Source organism: Rahnella inusitata, from assembly GCF_965118895.1.
GTDB lineage: Bacteria > Pseudomonadota > Gammaproteobacteria > Enterobacterales > Enterobacteriaceae > Rahnella > Rahnella inusitata_A.
The window spans coordinates 580,157-597,282 of the sequence record NZ_CBCPJJ010000009.1 but is presented as its reverse complement, the minus strand read 5'-3'; the positions used below and the strand labels follow the sequence as shown (position 1 = coordinate 597,282).

Below are 17,126 nucleotides of genomic sequence, written 5' to 3'. Positions count from 1 at the left end.
TTAGTGTTTCAACGCATTATGAATCTTTTCTGCTAATGCGGTCGAAATACCCGGTACCTGTGCAATTTCCTCGACGCTGGCATTCAGTAATGGCTGGATGCCTCCCATATATTTCAGTAATACCTGACGTCGTTTCGGCCCGACGCCTTCAATCTCTTCGAGTGCGCTGGTTGTGCGCACCTTGGCGCGCCGCTGACGGTGCCCGGTGATCGCATGATTATGCGAATCATCACGAATATGCTGGATAACGTGCAATGCCGGTGAATCTGACGGCAAGGCAATCCCCTCACCTTCTGGCACAAAGAATAACGTTTCAAGCCCTGCTTTACGATCGGCACCTTTCGCAATACCGATCAGCAAAGGTTTAGATTTATCCCATGTCACATCCAGTGAATGAAACACATCCAGCGCCATGCCGAGCTGCCCTTTCCCGCCATCGATAAAAATCACGTCAGGAATTTTTTTCTCATCCAGTGATTTACTGTATCGACGCGTCAAAACCTGCTTCATGGCCGCATAATCATCCCCCGGCGTGATACCGGTAATGTTATAGCGGCGATATTCAGAACGTACCGGCCCGTTATTGTCGAAGACCACACAGGAAGCGACCGTTTGCTCGCCCATAGTATGGCTGATGTCGAAACATTCCATGCGGTTAATTTCCGCAAGATTAAGGGTTTTTGCCAGCTCTGCCAGACGCTGATGAATAGTCGACTGCTGCGCCAGTTTCGTGGTCAGGGCCGTGGAGGCATTGGTACGCGCCAGCTTCAGGTAGCGGGCACGGTCACCACGCGGCTTACTCTGAATCAGCACTTTGCGCCCGGCAATCTCACTCAGAGAATCAGCCAGCAGATCTTTTTCCGGCAGGCTGAAGTCCAGGAGGATTTCGCCAGGCAGGGTGCGCATCTGACTACCCTGTAAATAGAACTGCCCGACAAAAGTCTGTACCACTTCGCCAAGATCGGTACCGCCCGGTACCTTCGGATAGTAGCTGCGGCTGCCCAACACTTTGCCCTGACGAATAAAGAGAACGTGCAGGCACGCCATGCCTGATTCGAATGCGACACCGATAACGTCGAGATCTTCGCTGTTACCCGACACGAACTGACGTTCAGTGACACGGCGAACAGCCTGGATTTGATCTCGAATGCGTCCGGCATCTTCAAAACGTAAATCCTTGCTGGCCTCTTCCATACGGTTTACCAGCTGCGTGACCACTTGCTGATCTTTCCCTTCAAGGAAAAGACGCACGTAATCCACCTGATCTTTATAATCCTGTTCGCTGACTAACCCTTTCACGCAGGGACCGAGACAACGCCCAATCTGATATTGCAGGCAAGGGCGCGAGCGATTGCTGTAAACGCTGTTCTCGCACTGGCGGATCGGGAAAAGTTTCTGCAACAGTGCCAGCGTTTCACGCACGGCATAGGAGTTGGGAAACGGCCCGAAATATTCGCCTTTAGCGTGCTTGGCGCCGCGATGCACGGTAATACGCGGATGATTATCGGCACTGAGGAAAATCAGCGGATAGGATTTATCATCACGCAACAGCACGTTATAACGCGGCTGATACAGCTTGATGTAGTTATGTTCGAGGAGGAGCGCTTCGGTTTCCGTATGGGTCACGGTGACGTCGATTTGCGCGATATTTTTGACCAGCGTTTCCGTTTTACGGCTGGAAACCTGAACGCGAAAATAGCTGGCAAGACGCTTTTTAAGGTCTTTAGCTTTACCTACATAGATTACGGTGCCGCTGGCGTCATACATCCTGTAGACGCCCGGCTGGCTGGTGACCGTTTTCAGAAAGGCTTTAGGGTCGAAACGCTCATCATTCACTGCCTGATAAAGTCTCCGCGTTGAACAAACCGTGACGGATTGCCAGATGAGTTAACTCGACATCGCCACTGATATTTAATTTACTAAACATTCTGTAACGATAACTGTTAACGGTCTTCGGGCTCAAGTTCAGTTGTTCTGAAATTTCATTCACTTTTTGCCCTTTGGTAATCATCAGCATGATTTGTAATTCACGCTCAGATAAGGAGTCAAAAGGCGTTTCAGACTGAGGCTCAATCTGGCTCAGTGCCATTTGCTGAGCGATGTCAGACGCAATATAGCGCTGGCCCGAGTCAACCAAACGGATGGCGTTAACCACTTCCTGTGGTGCAGCACCTTTGCTCAGATAACCGGAAGCCCCCGCCTGCATCACTTTTGCCGGCAGCGGGTTTTCAGTATAGATAGTTAACATGATAATCTTGATATCCGGCGAGAAACGCACGATTTTCTTCGTCGCTTCCAGCCCGCCAATACCCGGCATATTCATATCCATCAGGACAATATCAACATCATTAGTACGGCACCACTTCACGGCGTCTTCGCCGCACTGAGCCTCACCAACGACTTTGATGCCTTTGATATCTTCGAGAATGCGTCGGATCCCTGCGCGCACTAATTCGTGGTCATCAACAAGAAGAACGCTAATCAAAGAGAATTCTCCAAAAAATAAGGGCGACGCACCGTCAGGGTCTTCGGGCTTGTCTTAACGCAATCATACACGTTAAACATTAATATCGTGCGCAGACAGCTTATAGAAGAGAAGGTGGCAATAAAAAGCCAACATCAACGAACTTACCTCACTACCGCACGAGGGCAGTGTTTTTAAATCAGGAATTCAGGTTATTTATATCGCCCGTGCATTTTACTCTATCAGGCCATCTTGACCAAGAAATGTCTGCAAAAAACTAGTTTGCTGAATGTAAATGAGAACTTTCATCACCTGTATTAATAATACATAAAAAAGGCATTTTGAATCAAACAATAAGGTCTGTATCAAGCTACATCTATTCTGTTGTGAAAAATAACTATGCCGGGACTGTTCCCTTCAAAATAACACGTTTTATAGAAAGATGATTAAAGCAGCGAATCACGACTTTCATATATCTATGATATACCCAATGATTATTTGCAATAGCACGAATTGTCGCGGTACTTATAAGAATAAACTCAGGCGGACCACGTGAAATGTCTGATCCCCTAATATGTTTAGTATTCTTTACTTACTTTCAAATGTGTTAACTCATCGGATTTCTCTCCTCATTTTGCCCGTTCTATTGAATGCTTTTCGAAAGCATCCCGTGCGCCACTGCACTAAAAGCTGCCGACTATGCTAAAATGCTGTCACTTTGCACCCTGCCGTTTCGGGTGAGCCCGCTGATATACCCCCTTCTTTTTACTGTATAAAGTCGGGAGCGCTGCCTGGCAGCCTGCCTGAGGAGAAATAATGAGTAACTGCGATTTTACCACTGAAGCGAACGTTGAAACCCTGGCGACAGAAGTTGCCTGCCTGAAAGCCACCCTGACTCTGATCCTGAAAGCGATCGGTCAGGCGGATGCAGGTAAGGTCATGTTGAACATGGAAAAATATGCCGCACAGATGGAAGATGAACAGCAGGCAGCCATCTTCAGAAACTCCCTGCAGCAAATTAAATTCGCCTACCGTCAGTAATGTTTTTGGGAGTCTGTCGCCCGACGGACTCCACCCCCTTACCCGCGTAACCGCACGATTTCTGCTATAATTACCCCCTCTTCATATTTCATCAGGACAACCGTAATGAGCGAAAATAATAAAGAAAATAAAAGTAAAGCAGATGACGTGCACGTCAGCGACGGGCTGGCAGAACTGCTTGAAGTCTCCGAACAACTGACTGAAGAAGAAGTTCAAAAGGCGGCTGAAGACGCTAAACAAGCCGTCGAAGATGCTAAAAATCATCCGCACCACTGATTTATGCACTCTACCTTTCTCGCACCTGATCAGGCCATTGCTCCGCTGGCGATTGATTATCAACACGGTGACAGCGAACCTGCTCACAGCCACAGCTGTTCACAACTGATCCACACTCTTTGTGGCGTTGTTGAAGTTCATACCGCGCTCGGCACCTGGATGGTTCCGCCGGGGCGCGGCATCTGGTTACCTGCCCATGTCGAACACAGCCTGCGCTTTATCGGCGGCGTTAAGGCACGCACCTTATTTGTCGATCCACTGGCACGTGCGGATTTACCTGCACAATGTCAGGTTGTACAAATTTCCCCGCTGCTGCGAGAACTCATTTTGGTTTCGCTGACGATCCCCGCCGGTTATTTGCCGGGTGGCCGTGACGAACGGATTATGGAATTACTGCTCGATGAACTGCGTCTGTTACCGACGTTGCCATTGTATTTACCCGAGCCCAAAGAGCCCGAACTTCTGATGCTTAGCCATCAGATTTGCCGTGATTTAAGCGCTTCGTGGGAACTTGAGGAAGTTGCTGCGCGGCTGAATATCAGCAGCCGGACACTTTCCCGTCGCTTTCAGCGTGAGACCGGATTGCGTTTCAGTGACTGGGTGCGTCAGGCAAAATTGCTCGACGCTTTGCAGCAACTGGCGGCAGGAAATTCAGTGATTGATGTGGCGCTGGCACTCGGCTACGACAGCCCGAGTGCCTTCAGTGCGATGTTCCGCCGATCGCTGGGCGTCTCGCCAAGTGAATATTTTAGTCAGTCAGAATCCCGCTCGCCGCATTAAACAACGCCTGCAACGAGGCGCTTGAAACATCACTGTCGATACCCACGCCGTAGCACGTTTCACCCAGTTTCCCCTGACAACTCACGTACGCGACTGCCCGGCTGTGGCTTTGATGTCCCAGCGTGTGTTCGTGATAATCGCCGATTTCCAGCTGAACATCGTAACTGCGGCGCAACGCATCTACCGCACCGGACAACAAACCATTACCGCTGCCGGTAATATGCTGTTCTTCATTACGATAGCGGATACGCGCGTTGAAATGGCAGACATTCTGCTCGTCGCTGCGGATATCATAACTTAGCAATTTCACCACGGGGTGATCAGTCAGTCCGTAACGCTGACGGAACAGTCGCCAGATGTCGCTGGTGCTCATTTCTTTGCCGTGAGAATCAGTGTCGCGCTGCACGGCTTTGCTGAAATCGATCTGCAAACCGCGCGGCAGTTTCAGCCCGTGATTCTGTTCGAGCAACCATGCGGCACCGCTTTTTCCCGACTGGCTGTTCACCCGGATCACGGCTTCGTAGCTGCACCCCACATCGGCGGGATCCAGCGGCAGATACGGCACGCGCCAGAGGTCATTGTCTGCGGTTTTTTGTGCCGCGAAACCTTTTTTAATGGCATCCTGATGCGAGCCTGAAAACGCGGTAAACACCAGTTCTCCTGCGTACGGATGGCGCGGATGCACTGGTAACTGGTTACATTCTTCAACCGCTTCGACGATGGCCTGCAGATTACTGAAATCCAGTTCCGGGGAAACACCCTGAGTGTAAAGGTTCAGCGCCAGCGTCACGATATCCACGTTACCGGTACGCTCGCCGTTACCAAACAGACAGCCTTCCACCCGATCGGCACCCGCCAGCATCGCCAATTCGGCGCAGGCCACGCCTGTTCCGCGGTCATTATGCGGATGTACGCTGATGGAAACCTGTTTGCGGCGGCTGAAATGACGACAGAACCATTCAATCTGATCGGCATAAATGTTCGGTGTGCTGACTTCCACGGTGGCTGGCAAATTAATGATCATCGGCCGCGCATTGCCTGGCTGCCAGACTTCGGCGACCGCTTCACACACCTCCAGCGCAAATTCCAGTTCAGTAAAACAGAAGGTTTCCGGGGAATACTCAAACGTCCACTGGGTCTGCGAATATTGTTCGCAAAGCTGACGGATCTGCTGCGCGCCGCGAACCGCCAGATCGCGCGTGGCATCTTTGTCCTGATTAAACACGACTTCACGAAATACCGGCGCCGTAGCGTTATACAAATGCACGATGGCGCGTGGTACATCTTTGAGCGCTTCAAAAGTGCGCGCGATTAAGTCCGGGCGCGACGGCGTCAGCACCTGAATCACCACGTCATCCGGGATTAACTTGTCATCAATCAGACCGCGAACAAAATCAAAATCAGTTTGCGACGCCGAGGGAAACGCAACCTCAATCTGCTTAAAACCACAGCGGATCAGTAAATCAAAAAACTGACGCTTACGGGTGTTGTCCATGGGCTCAGCCAGCGCCTGATTACCATCGCGCAGGTCACTGGAACACCACTGCGGTGCCTTAGCCAGCACATTTCCAGGCCACTGGCGGTCGGGTAAATTCACCGGAGGGAAGGGACGATATTTATGCGATGGGTCGATTAACATGGGGTTCTCCTTAGAATTCGTCGTTGCCGGCTTTACGTTGCGAAATACCGTTGCTTTGTAAATACCGTTGTCTTGTAAAAAACATAGTACGCAAACGATAACTATCTGCGCCTTGCTAACTGACACCAACCCTCGCAAAACGGACAAAAAGAAAATGATAAATGAATCATAGTCACGTTATAGTGCATAACTAAACGCGTCCAGGTTGGCGATCAGAGGTCGTACAGAATGAAAAGGGTTCTGAATCTAAACGAAAAAAAACGGCTTTCGGCGCTGCAAAAATTAAAAATTGCTGACAGCAATCCGGACGAAGTGCTTGATTTAATTACCCGCCTTACCCAGCAGATTTTTGATATTCCGGTGTGTTTAATTACACTGGTCGATGAACATCGCCAATGGTTCAAATCAAAGACCAATACGGCGATAAGCCAGACGGCGCGCGATATCGCCTTTTGCGACCACACCATACGTTCTTCCTCTGTGATGATCGTCCCCGATGCCGGACAGGATCCACGTTTTTGCAAAAATCCGCTGGTGACCGCTGATGAAGGAATGCGTTTTTATGCCGGTGCGCCGCTGATTACCCGTGAAGGCTTTGCTATAGGCAGTTTGTGTCTGATCGACCACCAGCCACGTGACTTTTCCGTGCAGGAAATAGAGATGCTGTCAGATCTCGCCGCTATCGTCATCGACATCATTGAGTCACGCAGCTCGGTCGGGTTTGTCGATATCGTCACGCGACTGCCGAACCGCCAGCGCCTGATGGAAGACATCGGCATGCTTATCAAAGCGCCAGACCACACGCCGTATTTGCTGATTCTGATCGACACGCTCGATACACTTTATGCCTACGATATTGGCCGCGCGATCGGCATTCCCAAAGTCGAAAATATTCTGAAAGATGTGGGATCTTTTTTACGCACTGAGCTCAATGGCAACGACAAGGTCTATAGCCTGATGCTCGGGCGTTTCGCCATTATCAAACCGCTCGACGATCAGGAAGCGATTTTTAATCAGTTAGAAATCGCCGCGAACAAAATTTCGCAAAGCATTACCAGTGATATCCCGATTAACGTCCGTCTGCACGCCGGTTACACCGTATTTTCCTCTTCGTCGGAGTGCGCCGAAACCATTATGCGCCAGGGCATGTCTTCCCTCCACGAAGCCATCAGCCACAACCAGCTGGTGATGCCGTATCAGCAGGAGTCAGATGTCATCCAGCTGCGCACCTTTAATCTGCTTAACGATTTAATGGCTACGGTCGCGTCCTGTGAGGATTTCCATCTTCTTTATCAGCCAAAAATTCGTCTGGCCGATAAAAAATTTCACGGCGTCGAAGCGCTGATCCGCTGGCAACATCCGACGCTGGGCATCATTTCACCGTCTGAATTTATTCCTCTGGCGGAAAAAACGCCGCTGATAACTCCGCTGACCAACTGGGTTATCACGCAGGCGGTGATGCAGATAGCAGAATGGCAAAAGTCCGGCGCACAGATTCAGGTGTCTATCAATTTGACTGCCAATAATCTGGTTGAGCAGGATCTGGTGCAGCGTATTCATACGGCACTTATTCTGCATCAGGTATCACCGTCGATGCTGGAGATTGAATGCCTGGAAACTCAGACGCTGATGAATAACCCTCACGCGGTGGCGTCTCTGGATGCCCTGCGTCATATGGGGATCAGTATCGCGCTGGATGATTTTGGTTCCGGTTACAGTAATCTGAATTACCTGCAAAAGATCCCCGCCGATATCCTCAAACTTGACCAGTCGCTGATTCAGGGCATCAGCAGTGACACTAAGAGCAAAGTGATTGTGAAATCGATGATTGATATGGCGCATGCGCTCAGCTATCACGTCGTCGCGGAAGGCGTAGAAGATAATGACACGTTGCAGTGTCTGGAGGAGTTGCAGTGTGATTCAGTTCAGGGCTTCTACTTCTCGCGTCCGTTGCAACACGATCAGATTCTTGAATGGTCAAAGCCTTATATTTAATTCCCTATTTCAGAAGCAAAAACAAAAAATCCGCCGAAGCGGATTTTTTATGCCGGTTATTCGCCGGTTTTGGGACGAATATAATAGGTGCCAAAGATGCTGCGGTCGGTTTCGAGACTGATACTCTGCCCTTTAGCATCTACGGTGATGGAACCGGTAGTTTTGGTCAGCGCACAGGCAACACGGACATCAATCTTGCGCTGGCCGTTAGGCACATTTAAATCTACGTACTGATTAAAATGCAGGGAAGCCACGGTCTGACCGTCCAGAATCACAATCAGCGGACAGGTTTTCTCAAACGGCACCGTGGACCATTGATCGATACGATGCAACCTGATGTGTGTCTGCCCTTCCGGCGCTTTAGTGCTGGCGTTAGCGAAAGAGGATTTGACCTGAAGGGTCGGTTCATAAGGATTGCTTGCGCACCCGGCTAAAAGCAGAGCAGCCAAGGCCACCAGTGTTTTTTTCATCGTTATCTCCCTGAGTTTATGCACGAATGATAGCAGCGTGCGCGGCGCGGGCAACAAAAAACCGGCCAGAGTTGCGCACGAACGAAAGGGAGAAGGTAAAAGCGGGACAAATCTGTGACGTTAGTATGAAAATCAGCCACCCGAATTGCTAATCACCGTCCGCTGGTATTTGATAGTCTTATTAGGATTTATCCGATGAGACGTTCAACCAGATTCAGGAAGCATCTATGTACAGCTACACACTTATCGCCCCCGCCGGGATCGTAAAGACCTATGAAGACGAGTTTCGCGAGAAAGGCATTGAGCTGCTGGTTGCCAAACAGAATCGTTCGGAAATGGTGGTCTTTCGCAGCAGTCAGTTTACCGAAGAGCGCGCTTTTATTACCCACGTCCATCTGCTGATTTTTAGCCTGTGCATGCGGGTACAAAAACAATTAAAAAACGGCAATAAACCGAATACGACCATTATGTATTGATTTTCGAACCCGTTCTCCCTGTTACGGCCTCAATCTGTGAGGCCCAACTCTCCGCTTTCTTCTATTTCCCTTTTGCAAGTCATTGCGATATCTAAAATAATCCTACTCTGTGGCTCGAATATATACAGGTTCTCCGACGTTATTTTCGTCAGAAAATCGTCATTATTTTGACTGAGGTTGAAATCAAATATTGCTGTCAAGAAAAGGCCGGGAGAGGCAGAAAAAAATCAAGGAGGAAAGAGATTATTGCTTTGATTTATTGAATGTTGGTGGGTCGTGCTGGGTTCGAACCAGCGACCAATTGATTAAGAGTCAACGGCTCTACCAACTGAGCTAACGACCCAACGGAACGGATTATTCGCCTGTTGGCCGGTGATGTCAAACGCTTATCCCTACTTTTTTTGTCGTTATTCGAAATGAGAATTGTGAAGCTCATCACAAGCAAAAGCGGTATTATTCTTTGTGCAATAATGCTCACCTGATTAATTAACACGCAATTATCCCCGATGTAAAAATTACGATACATTTTCCCGGTTGGCATTTTTCATGCCAGTTATAATAAATACGCACTTAACATTACTATTACATCGACAGACCGTCGCTGTCGTTCCCCGCGGCGGTCAAAAAACGCGTTTCAAATCTTAATTTGTTGAAATGAATGCGATATGGCGGAGTTCATACGCAAAAGCAAAAAACAGGAATCTATACAACATGCAAGACGAGTCAAAAATCCTCACACAGCCGGAGGAAGAGAACGCCGAAGGTCTGCGGCGCAATCTCTCCAACCGGCACATCCAGCTGATTGCTATTGGTGGTGCCATCGGCACGGGTCTGTTCATGGGATCCGGCAAAACCATCAGCCTGGCGGGTCCTTCTATCATCTTCGTGTACATGATCATCGGCTTTATGCTGTTTTTCGTGATGCGTGCGATGGGCGAATTACTGCTGTCCAACCTCGAATACAAATCCTTCAGCGACTTCGCCGCCGACCTGCTCGGCCCGTGGGCCGGCTATTTTACCGGCTGGACCTACTGGTTCTGCTGGGTCGTCACCGGCATTGCCGACGTTGTGGCCATTACCGCTTATGCGCAGTTCTGGTTCCCCGGACTCTCGCAGTGGATCGCCTCTTTGCTGTGCGTTTTACTGTTACTTAGCCTGAATCTCGCCACGGTAAAAATGTTTGGTGAGATGGAATTCTGGTTCGCGATGATCAAAATCGTCGCCATCGTCGGGCTGATCATCGCCGGGCTGGTGATGGTACTGACCCACTTCCAGACGCCAACCGGCACCGTTGCTTCCTTCAGCAATCTGTGGAATGACGGCGGATTCTTCCCCAAAGGCATTAGTGGCTTCTTCGCCGGCTTCCAGATCGCGGTGTTTGCGTTCGTGGGTATCGAACTGGTTGGGACTACCGCCGCCGAAACCAAAGATCCGCAGAAATCCCTGCCGCGCGCCATCAATGCCATTCCGCTGCGCATCATCATGTTTTACGTTTTCTCGTTAATCATGATCATGTCAGTGACGCCGTGGAGCCACGTCGTGGCGGATAAAAGCCCGTTTGTTGAACTGTTCGTTCTGGCGGGTCTGCCGGCTGCGGCGAGTATCATTAACTTTGTAGTGCTGACCTCCGCCGCGTCTTCTGCCAACAGCGGCGTCTTCTCCACCAGCCGCATGTTGTTTGGCTTAGCGCAGGAAGGCAATGCGCCGAAAGCGTTCGGCAAACTCTCCTCACGCGCGGTGCCGTCGAACGGTCTGACCTTCTCCTGCATCTGCCTGCTGGGCGGTGTGGTGCTGATTTACCTGATCCCGAACGTGATGACGGTCTTCACGCTGGTCACCACCGTATCCGCAATCTTGTTTATGTTCGTCTGGACCATCATCCTCTGCTCGTATCTGGTCTATCGTCGTAAACGCCCTCAGCTGCACGAAGCGTCAATCTACAAAATGCCGCTGGGCAAGCTGATGTGCTGGGTCTGCATGGCATTCTTCGCCTGCGTACTGGTGCTGCTGACCCTGCAGGATGACACCCGTCAGGCGCTGATGGTCACACCGCTGTGGTTCGTGATTCTGGGAATTGGCTACTGGCTGCGTTGCCGCAACCGTACTGCCTGAGCAGAAATCACCCACCGCCAGATAAAACAAAGGAGCCAACATGAGCTCCTTTTTTCTTCATTCCACCTCTAACGCCTGCCAAAATTGTTGCAGCATTTTGGTCGCTGATGGCCTCGCCGAAGCGACTTTCACCGGTAACGCCGGTGGTACACCGGGGTTCATGTCGCCGAGATCGAACACAAAACTGTAATCTGGCTCCTGCCCCATGCGTAAATCGCTGACCAGAATATGGTCGCCCTGCTGTTTTACGCTGAAGAAGCCGTGGCTGAACCAGGCGACGCGCGCCAGAAATGCGTTGTCTTTGTGGGCTTCATATAACGCTTCGCCGCGAGGATAAAAGCGGAAACGGATCGGCGAGTCAGGGTGCAGCAACGAAGTGAATCCTTCACCGTAGCTATCTTTGGTCATCACCACCACGCGCCAGACCAGCGTATTGAGCGGCGTCGGGGTCACCAGAACCTGCGTACTTTCGATGTTCTGGCGTTGAAGCTCATCGCCGACGTGCACCGTCACCTGATGTTGTTCGACCACGGTGCAGGCCAGATACAGGCAGCTTACGCCCAACAGCACGTTGTTCCAGACAATGCCGCGCTGACGTTCACGATACAGGGCTAGCCCGACGCCGATAATCATCGGCAAGGTATAGAGCGGATCAATGATGAAGATGCTGCCGACTGCAAACGGCGTATTGGTAAACGGCAGGCCAAGCTGCGTACCGTAGACGGTCATCAGATCCAGCAGCGGATGCGTAATCAGCGCCAGCCAGACCGCGCCCCACCAGTACCGGAAATGCTGCCCGGCGCTGAACAGTCTGGCCATCAGCCAGGCAATCAGCGGGGACACCAGCGTCAGATAAAACAGCGCGTGGCTCTCCGTGCGGTGCAGCGTCATATTGCTGATGGCGTCACCGTGATCGTAAAACACGTCGAGATCCGGCAAGGTTCCGCACACCGCACCCGCCAGCGCAGCCTTCCACACCGGTACGCGTTTGCCCATCACCGCGATACCTACCGCAGCGCCCAAGACTAATTGTGATACCGAATCCATCCTGACCTCTTTAAGCCCGAAGCTGTATACCTTCGGTAATAATGCGCTGCACGTTACTCACGGTCTGCTCGAAGAACTCAGGATCGTTGAGCGTTTTGCCGGTGATGGCTTCGACCTGCACACCGAAATCCGCATAATGCTGGGTCGTCGCCCACAGCATAAATATCAGCTGCATCGGATCAACCGGCGCGATTAACTGGTCTTTTATCCAGCCTCGGATCACGTCAGATTTATCTTCCACCAGCGTTTTCAGGCTGCCGCCGAGTTCCTGCCTGAGCAGCGGCGCGCCCTGTACCATCTCCAGACAGAACAGGCGCGAAGCCTGCGGATGGTCGCGTGAAACACACAGCTTGAGGCGAATGTATTCGCGGATCGCTTCCAGCGGATGCTGATCCGACTGCAACGCTTTCAGGGGCGCCAGCCAGATATCGAGCAGGCCTTTCAGCACCGCGATATACAAATCCTCCTTCGACGGAAAGTAGTACAGCAGATTGGTTTTCGAGACGTCGGCGCGCTCGGCGACCTGATCCAGGCTGGTGCCATGAATACCGTACAACGAAAAAAATTCCAACGCCGCCGCCATGATATTGCCACGCTTGGCGGCGACGGCGCGCGAACGTCGCGTCGGGGCTTTCGCTGCGGCTTTACGGGTGTGATTTCTCCCGTCGGCAGGCTGCGGATGTTCATCCATTGGCTTCACAATGTCTCCCTGAGACAAACGGCAAGGCAGAAATCATAACAAATGGGGATAGAAGCGACTATCGCTATGCATCCGCATGATGAACGCAACATGTTATCTAACACCACACAACCACAAAGGACTATAAATTTAACAAATTTGCACCATTTCTGTTCAATCCTGCCTGATTTACGTGCAGTTAGTTTTGACCAGATGGTCTGAAATAGACCATCTGCTCCACCTCAAACCGAAATGATTTTTTAACTTACTGAATATCATGGCGATTATAAAAGTGGCATCCCCTTTGCAATAGTCCTCACGTCAGGAAATTTCAGCCCGGTGCAATTCGGAACCCGCAGGACGCACTCAAGCCGCGCAGAGAATTTCGCAAGCCCTTGTTTTGATCTCTAATTTTCAAAAATCTGTCATGAGGTGAGCTATGAAAATCGGCGTCTTTATTCCTATCGGTAACAACGGCTGGTTGATTTCTGAAACCGCGCCGCAGTACAAACCGACTTTCGAACTGAACAAAACCATCGTGCAAAAAGCCGAGCACTACAATTTCGATTTCGCGCTGTCGATGATCAAACTGCGTGGCTTCGGCGGCAAAACCGAGTTCTGGGAACACAATATGGAGTCGTTCACGTTGATGGCAGGCCTCGCCGCCGTGACCTCCCGCATCCAGCTCTACGCCACAGCCGCCACACTGGTGATGCCACCGGCTATCGTGGCACGCATGGCGGCGACTATCGACTCCATCTCCAACGGCCGTTTTGGCGTCAACGTTGTCACCGGCTGGCAGAAACCGGAATACGAGCAGATGGGCATGTGGCCGGGCGATGACTATTTCAGCCGCCGCTATGATTACCTGACCGAATACGTCAGCGTGCTGCGCGATCTGTGGGGCACCGGCCACTGCACGCTCGACGGCGAGTTCTTCAAGATGGACGACTGCCGCGTCAGCCCGCGCCCGCAGGCCGAAATGAAAGTCATCTGCGCCGGACAAAGCGACGCAGGCATGGCGTTCTCCGCCAAACACGCTGACTTCAACTTCTGCTTCGGCAAAGGCGTCAACACGCCGACCGCTTTCGCACCGACCGCCGCCCGTATGAAAACCGCCGCAGAAGCCGAAGGTCGCGACGTCTCTTCTTACGTGCTGTTTATGATTATCGCCGATGAAACCGACGCCGCCGCCCGCGCCAAATGGGAGCTGTATAAATCCGGCGCCGATGCCGATGCGCTGGCATGGCTCACCGATCAGAGCAGCAAAGATACTAAATCCGGTGCGGACACCAACGTGCGCCAGATGGCTGACCCGACTTCTGCGGTCAATATCAACATGGGCACGCTGGTCGGTTCTTACGCCAGCGTCGCCAAAATGCTCGATGAAATCGACACCGTGCCTGGCGCAGAAGGCATTCTGCTGACCTTTGATGATTTCGTCGAAGGCATTGAAAACTTCGGCCGCTACATTCAGCCATTAATGAAAACCCGCCAGCATATCGCGGCAGAACAGAAAGAGGTCGCGTAATGACTGTTTTTGAGAAACCTAAAGCGGTTGAAAATCAGACGGTTGTCCGCCGCGAGCCGAAAAATACCGGCGATGAAACTATTCTCACTGCCCGTCCGGAAGCCATCGCCTTCACCCCGCAGCAAACGGCGTTGATCGTCGTGGATATGCAGAATGCTTACGCGTCACAGGGCGGCTATCTTGATCTGGCAGGTTTTGACGTTTCCGCCACTGCACCGGTGATTGCCAACATCAAAGTGGCGATTACCGCCGCGCGTGCCGCGGGCATTAAAGTGATTTTCTTCCAGAACGGCTGGGACAATCAGTACGTCGAAGCAGGCGGTCCAGGTTCGCCCAACTTCCACAAATCCAATGCACTGAAAACCATGCGCAAGCGCCCTGAGCTGATGGGCAAACTGCTGGCGAAAGGCGACTGGGATTACGATTTGGTGGATGAACTCCAGCCGCAGCCAGGCGATATCGTGCTGCCAAAACCGCGTTACAGCGGGTTCTTCAACACTCAACTCGACAGCCTGCTGCGCAGCTACGGCATTCATCATCTGGTCTTCACCGGCATCGCTACCAACGTGTGCGTTGAATCCACGCTGCGCGACGGTTTCTTCCTTGAGTATTTCGGCGTGGTACTGGAAGACGCTACCCATCAGGCCGGCCCGGAGTTTGCGCAAAAAGCGGCGATCTACAATATCGAAACCTTCTTCGGCTGGGTGTCGGACGTACGCAGTTTCTGCGATGCGGTGGGTTACAAATCTGAACAAAACGCAGCCTGACCGGCAGCAGATAAGGAAAATTCGTATGCCTAAAAGTGCAATTATCCCAGCCGGTACCGGCGTTCCTCTGGCACCTTTTGTTCCGGGCACGCTGGCCGATGGCGTGGTGTATGTCTCCGGCACGCTGCCGTTCGATAAAGACAATAACGTCGTGCATCTGGGAGACGCCGCGGCACAAACCCGCCATGTGCTGGAGATCATTAAAAGCGTGATTGAAACCGCGGGCGGCACGATGGATGACGTCACCATGAACTCGATTTTCATCACCGACTGGGCGAACTACGCGGCGGTGAATCTGGTTTACGCGGAGTATTTCCCCGGCGAAAAACCGGCGCGGTTCTGCATTCAGTGCGGGCTGGTCAAACCTGGTGCACTGATTGAAATCGCGTCGATTGCTCATCTCGGTAAGCAATGAGGTAACGCTATGTATTACAAGGTGTCAGGTAAGAAAAATGCAGATGCCGAAACCGTCGTTCTCTCCTCCGGCCTCGGCGGTTCGGGCAGTTTCTGGCAGCCACAACTCCCGATGCTGAATGCGCATTTCCGCGTGGTGGTCTATGACCAACACGGCACCGGCGTCAGTCAGGGCAGCGTCCCTGCCGGTTACCGGATGGAAGATATGGCGGACGAACTGGCAGGGCTGCTCAACGAACTGGACGTCAGCCGCTGTCATCTGGTCGGTCACGCGCTTGGCGGCATTATCGGCCTGCACCTGGCCCTGCGTTATCCGGCGCTGCTGCAAAGCCTGGTGGTGATCAACGGCTGGACAAAGCTCGACAGCCAGACCCGCCGCTGCTTTGAAGTACGCCAGAATCTGCTGCTCAACAGCGGCGTCGACGCCTACGTGCAGGCGCAGCCGCTGTTTCTGTATCCCGGCGACTGGCTTTCTGAAAACGAAGCATTGTTGCAAGAGGAGCGCCAGCATCAGGTGGCGAATTTTCAGGGGATGGAAAACCTGCTGCACCGCTTACAGGCGCTGATGGCATCCGATCTGAGCGAAACGCTCGGGCAGGTGATCGCCCCGACGCTGGCATTGAGCTGCAAGGATGATTTGCTGGTGCCGTGGATGCGTTCCGCCGATCTCGCCGCCCGTTTGCCCAACGGCGAACACACGCAAATGTTATACGGCGGCCATGCAATGAGCGTGACCGATCCCGATACGTTTAACCCTATTTTACTGGACTGGCTGCTACGGCATTCATCGCAAAACACGGCCACACCGTCCAGCCGCCTGCCCACGGAGACATCATGGCCGAAGCATTAACCGCCAGCGCACTGGCGACTTTATTCACCGAAGCCCGCACCCACAATGGCTGGCAGAACAAACCGGTCACCGGTGAACAGCTGAAAACAATTTATGATCTGGCACGCATGGGGCCGACCTCCGCCAACTGCAGCCCGGTGCGCATCGTGTTTATTCAGAGCGCGCAAGCCAAAGAGAAACTGGCACCGGCGTTATCCAGCGGAAATCTGAAAAAAACCCTGACCGCGCCGGTTACGGCGATCGTTGCCTGGGATCCGGCGTTTTATGAGCTGCTGCCCGAACTGTTCCCCTCCGGCGATGCCCGGTCGTGGTTCACCTCCAGCCCGGAACTGGCGCACGCTACGGCGTTTCGCAACAGCAGTTTGCAGGCAGCGTACCTGATCCTCGCTTGCCGCTCGCTGGGGCTCGATACCGGCCCGATGTCCGGTTTTGACAATGCCAAAGTGGATGAAACCTTCCTGGCGGACACCGGCTGGAAATCCAATTTTCTGATTAACATCGGTTACGGCGATACCAGCAAAGTGTATCCGCGCGCGCCGCGACTTGATTTCGACCGCGCCTGCCGCGTGCTGTAAGTCACTGACA

17 protein-coding genes and 1 tRNA gene are annotated in these 17,126 nt (G+C 52.2%); 11 read left to right on the top strand and 7 right to left on the bottom strand.

What is annotated here, in order from left to right:
• On the bottom strand, positions 1 to 1,836 hold the full coding sequence (gene uvrC / locus ACMHLI_RS10705) for an excinuclease ABC subunit UvrC (protein ID WP_413529439.1): 1,836 nt from the start codon (positions 1,834 to 1,836) through the stop codon (positions 1 to 3).
• Positions 1,829 to 2,485 (bottom strand): UvrY/SirA/GacA family response regulator transcription factor, encoded by a 657-nt coding sequence (gene uvrY, locus ACMHLI_RS10700; RefSeq protein WP_112167220.1) that lies wholly within the window; start codon positions 2,483 to 2,485, stop codon positions 1,829 to 1,831. Before uvrY ends, uvrC begins: the two co-directional genes overlap by 8 nt.
• Before the next feature lie 795 nt (positions 2,486 to 3,280).
• Between uvrY and ACMHLI_RS10695 the strand changes: the two genes are divergently transcribed.
• The 3 genes from ACMHLI_RS10695 to ACMHLI_RS10685 all read left to right on the top strand — a co-directional run bounded on the left by ACMHLI_RS10695 (position 3,281) and on the right by ACMHLI_RS10685 (position 4,561).
• Positions 3,281 to 3,505 carry a DUF2594 family protein gene (locus ACMHLI_RS10695; protein ID WP_413529438.1) on the top strand — a complete coding sequence of 75 codons (225 nt, stop codon included), beginning with the start codon at positions 3,281 to 3,283 and terminating at the stop codon, positions 3,503 to 3,505.
• A gap of 105 nt (positions 3,506 to 3,610) precedes the next feature.
• Positions 3,611 to 3,781 carry a hypothetical protein gene (locus ACMHLI_RS10690; protein WP_413529437.1) on the top strand — a complete coding sequence of 57 codons (171 nt, stop codon included), beginning with the start codon at positions 3,611 to 3,613 and terminating at the stop codon, positions 3,779 to 3,781.
• Positions 3,782 to 3,784: 3 nt separating this feature from the next.
• Positions 3,785 to 4,561: an AraC family transcriptional regulator gene (locus tag ACMHLI_RS10685; RefSeq protein WP_413529436.1), complete on the top strand. Its 777-nt coding sequence runs from the start codon at positions 3,785 to 3,787 to the stop codon at positions 4,559 to 4,561.
• Here the strand turns inward: ACMHLI_RS10685 and leuA are convergent.
• Positions 4,530 to 6,200, bottom strand: coding sequence for a 2-isopropylmalate synthase (gene leuA, locus ACMHLI_RS10680; RefSeq protein WP_413529435.1), 1,671 nt, complete (start codon positions 6,198 to 6,200; stop codon positions 4,530 to 4,532). The genes ACMHLI_RS10685 and leuA overlap by 32 nt on opposite strands.
• Positions 6,201 to 6,428: 228 nt before the next feature.
• Here leuA and ACMHLI_RS10675 point away from each other — a divergent pair, with 228 nt between their 5' ends.
• Positions 6,429 to 8,195 carry an EAL domain-containing protein gene (locus ACMHLI_RS10675; RefSeq protein ID WP_413529434.1) on the top strand — a complete coding sequence of 589 codons (1,767 nt, stop codon included), beginning with the start codon at positions 6,429 to 6,431 and terminating at the stop codon, positions 8,193 to 8,195.
• Positions 8,196 to 8,251: 56 nt separating this feature from the next.
• Here ACMHLI_RS10675 and ACMHLI_RS10670 read toward each other — a convergent pair whose 3' ends face one another.
• Positions 8,252 to 8,665, bottom strand: a complete 414-nt coding sequence (locus tag ACMHLI_RS10670; protein ID WP_413529433.1) for a hypothetical protein — start codon at positions 8,663 to 8,665, stop codon at positions 8,252 to 8,254.
• 227 nt (positions 8,666 to 8,892) lie between these two features.
• On the opposite strand from ACMHLI_RS10670, the gene ACMHLI_RS10665 reads away from it, so the two are divergent.
• On the top strand, positions 8,893 to 9,141 hold the full coding sequence (locus ACMHLI_RS10665) for a hypothetical protein (RefSeq protein WP_413529432.1): 249 nt from the start codon (positions 8,893 to 8,895) through the stop codon (positions 9,139 to 9,141).
• Positions 9,142 to 9,408: 267 nt separating this feature from the next.
• Here the strand turns inward: ACMHLI_RS10665 and ACMHLI_RS10660 are convergent.
• Positions 9,409 to 9,484 (bottom strand) — tRNA-Lys (locus ACMHLI_RS10660).
• Positions 9,485 to 9,852: 368 nt separating this feature from the next.
• Between ACMHLI_RS10660 and cycA the strand changes: the two genes are divergently transcribed.
• A complete protein-coding gene (gene cycA, locus ACMHLI_RS10655) occupies positions 9,853 to 11,253 on the top strand; it encodes a D-serine/D-alanine/glycine transporter (protein ID WP_413529431.1) in 1,401 nt (466 codons plus the stop codon).
• A 57-nt stretch (positions 11,254 to 11,310) separates the two neighbouring features.
• Here the strand turns inward: cycA and ACMHLI_RS10650 are convergent, their stop codons facing one another.
• Entirely contained in the window at positions 11,311 to 12,300 is a 990-nt protein-coding gene (locus ACMHLI_RS10650; RefSeq protein ID WP_413529430.1) for a metal-dependent hydrolase, read from the bottom strand.
• Positions 12,301 to 12,310: 10 nt separating this feature from the next.
• A complete protein-coding gene (rutR, locus tag ACMHLI_RS10645) occupies positions 12,311 to 12,991 on the bottom strand; it encodes an HTH-type transcriptional regulator RutR (RefSeq protein WP_413529538.1) in 681 nt (226 codons plus the stop codon).
• Between the two features lie 427 nt (positions 12,992 to 13,418).
• Between rutR and rutA the strand changes: the two genes are divergently transcribed.
• The 5 genes from rutA to ACMHLI_RS10620 are packed head-to-tail and all read left to right on the top strand — an operon-like array spanning position 13,419 to position 17,116.
• Entirely contained in the window at positions 13,419 to 14,510 is a 1,092-nt protein-coding gene (gene rutA / locus ACMHLI_RS10640) for a pyrimidine utilization protein A (protein WP_413529429.1), read from the top strand.
• The gene (gene rutB, locus ACMHLI_RS10635) at positions 14,510 to 15,277 is read left to right on the top strand and encodes a pyrimidine utilization protein B (RefSeq protein ID WP_413529428.1); all 768 of its coding nucleotides are present in this window, start codon (positions 14,510 to 14,512) and stop codon (positions 15,275 to 15,277) included. The genes rutA and rutB overlap by 1 nt, the downstream gene beginning before the upstream one ends.
• Positions 15,278 to 15,302: 25 nt before the next feature.
• Entirely contained in the window at positions 15,303 to 15,692 is a 390-nt protein-coding gene (gene rutC / locus ACMHLI_RS10630) for a pyrimidine utilization protein C (protein ID WP_413529427.1), read from the top strand.
• Positions 15,693 to 15,701: 9 nt separating this feature from the next.
• On the top strand, positions 15,702 to 16,541 hold the full coding sequence (rutD, locus tag ACMHLI_RS10625; protein WP_413529426.1) for a pyrimidine utilization protein D: 840 nt from the start codon (positions 15,702 to 15,704) through the stop codon (positions 16,539 to 16,541).
• Positions 16,526 to 17,116: a malonic semialdehyde reductase gene (locus ACMHLI_RS10620; protein ID WP_413529425.1), complete on the top strand. Its 591-nt coding sequence runs from the start codon at positions 16,526 to 16,528 to the stop codon at positions 17,114 to 17,116. The genes rutD and ACMHLI_RS10620 overlap by 16 nt, the downstream gene beginning before the upstream one ends.
• The last annotated feature ends 10 nt before the right edge of the window (positions 17,117 to 17,126 follow it).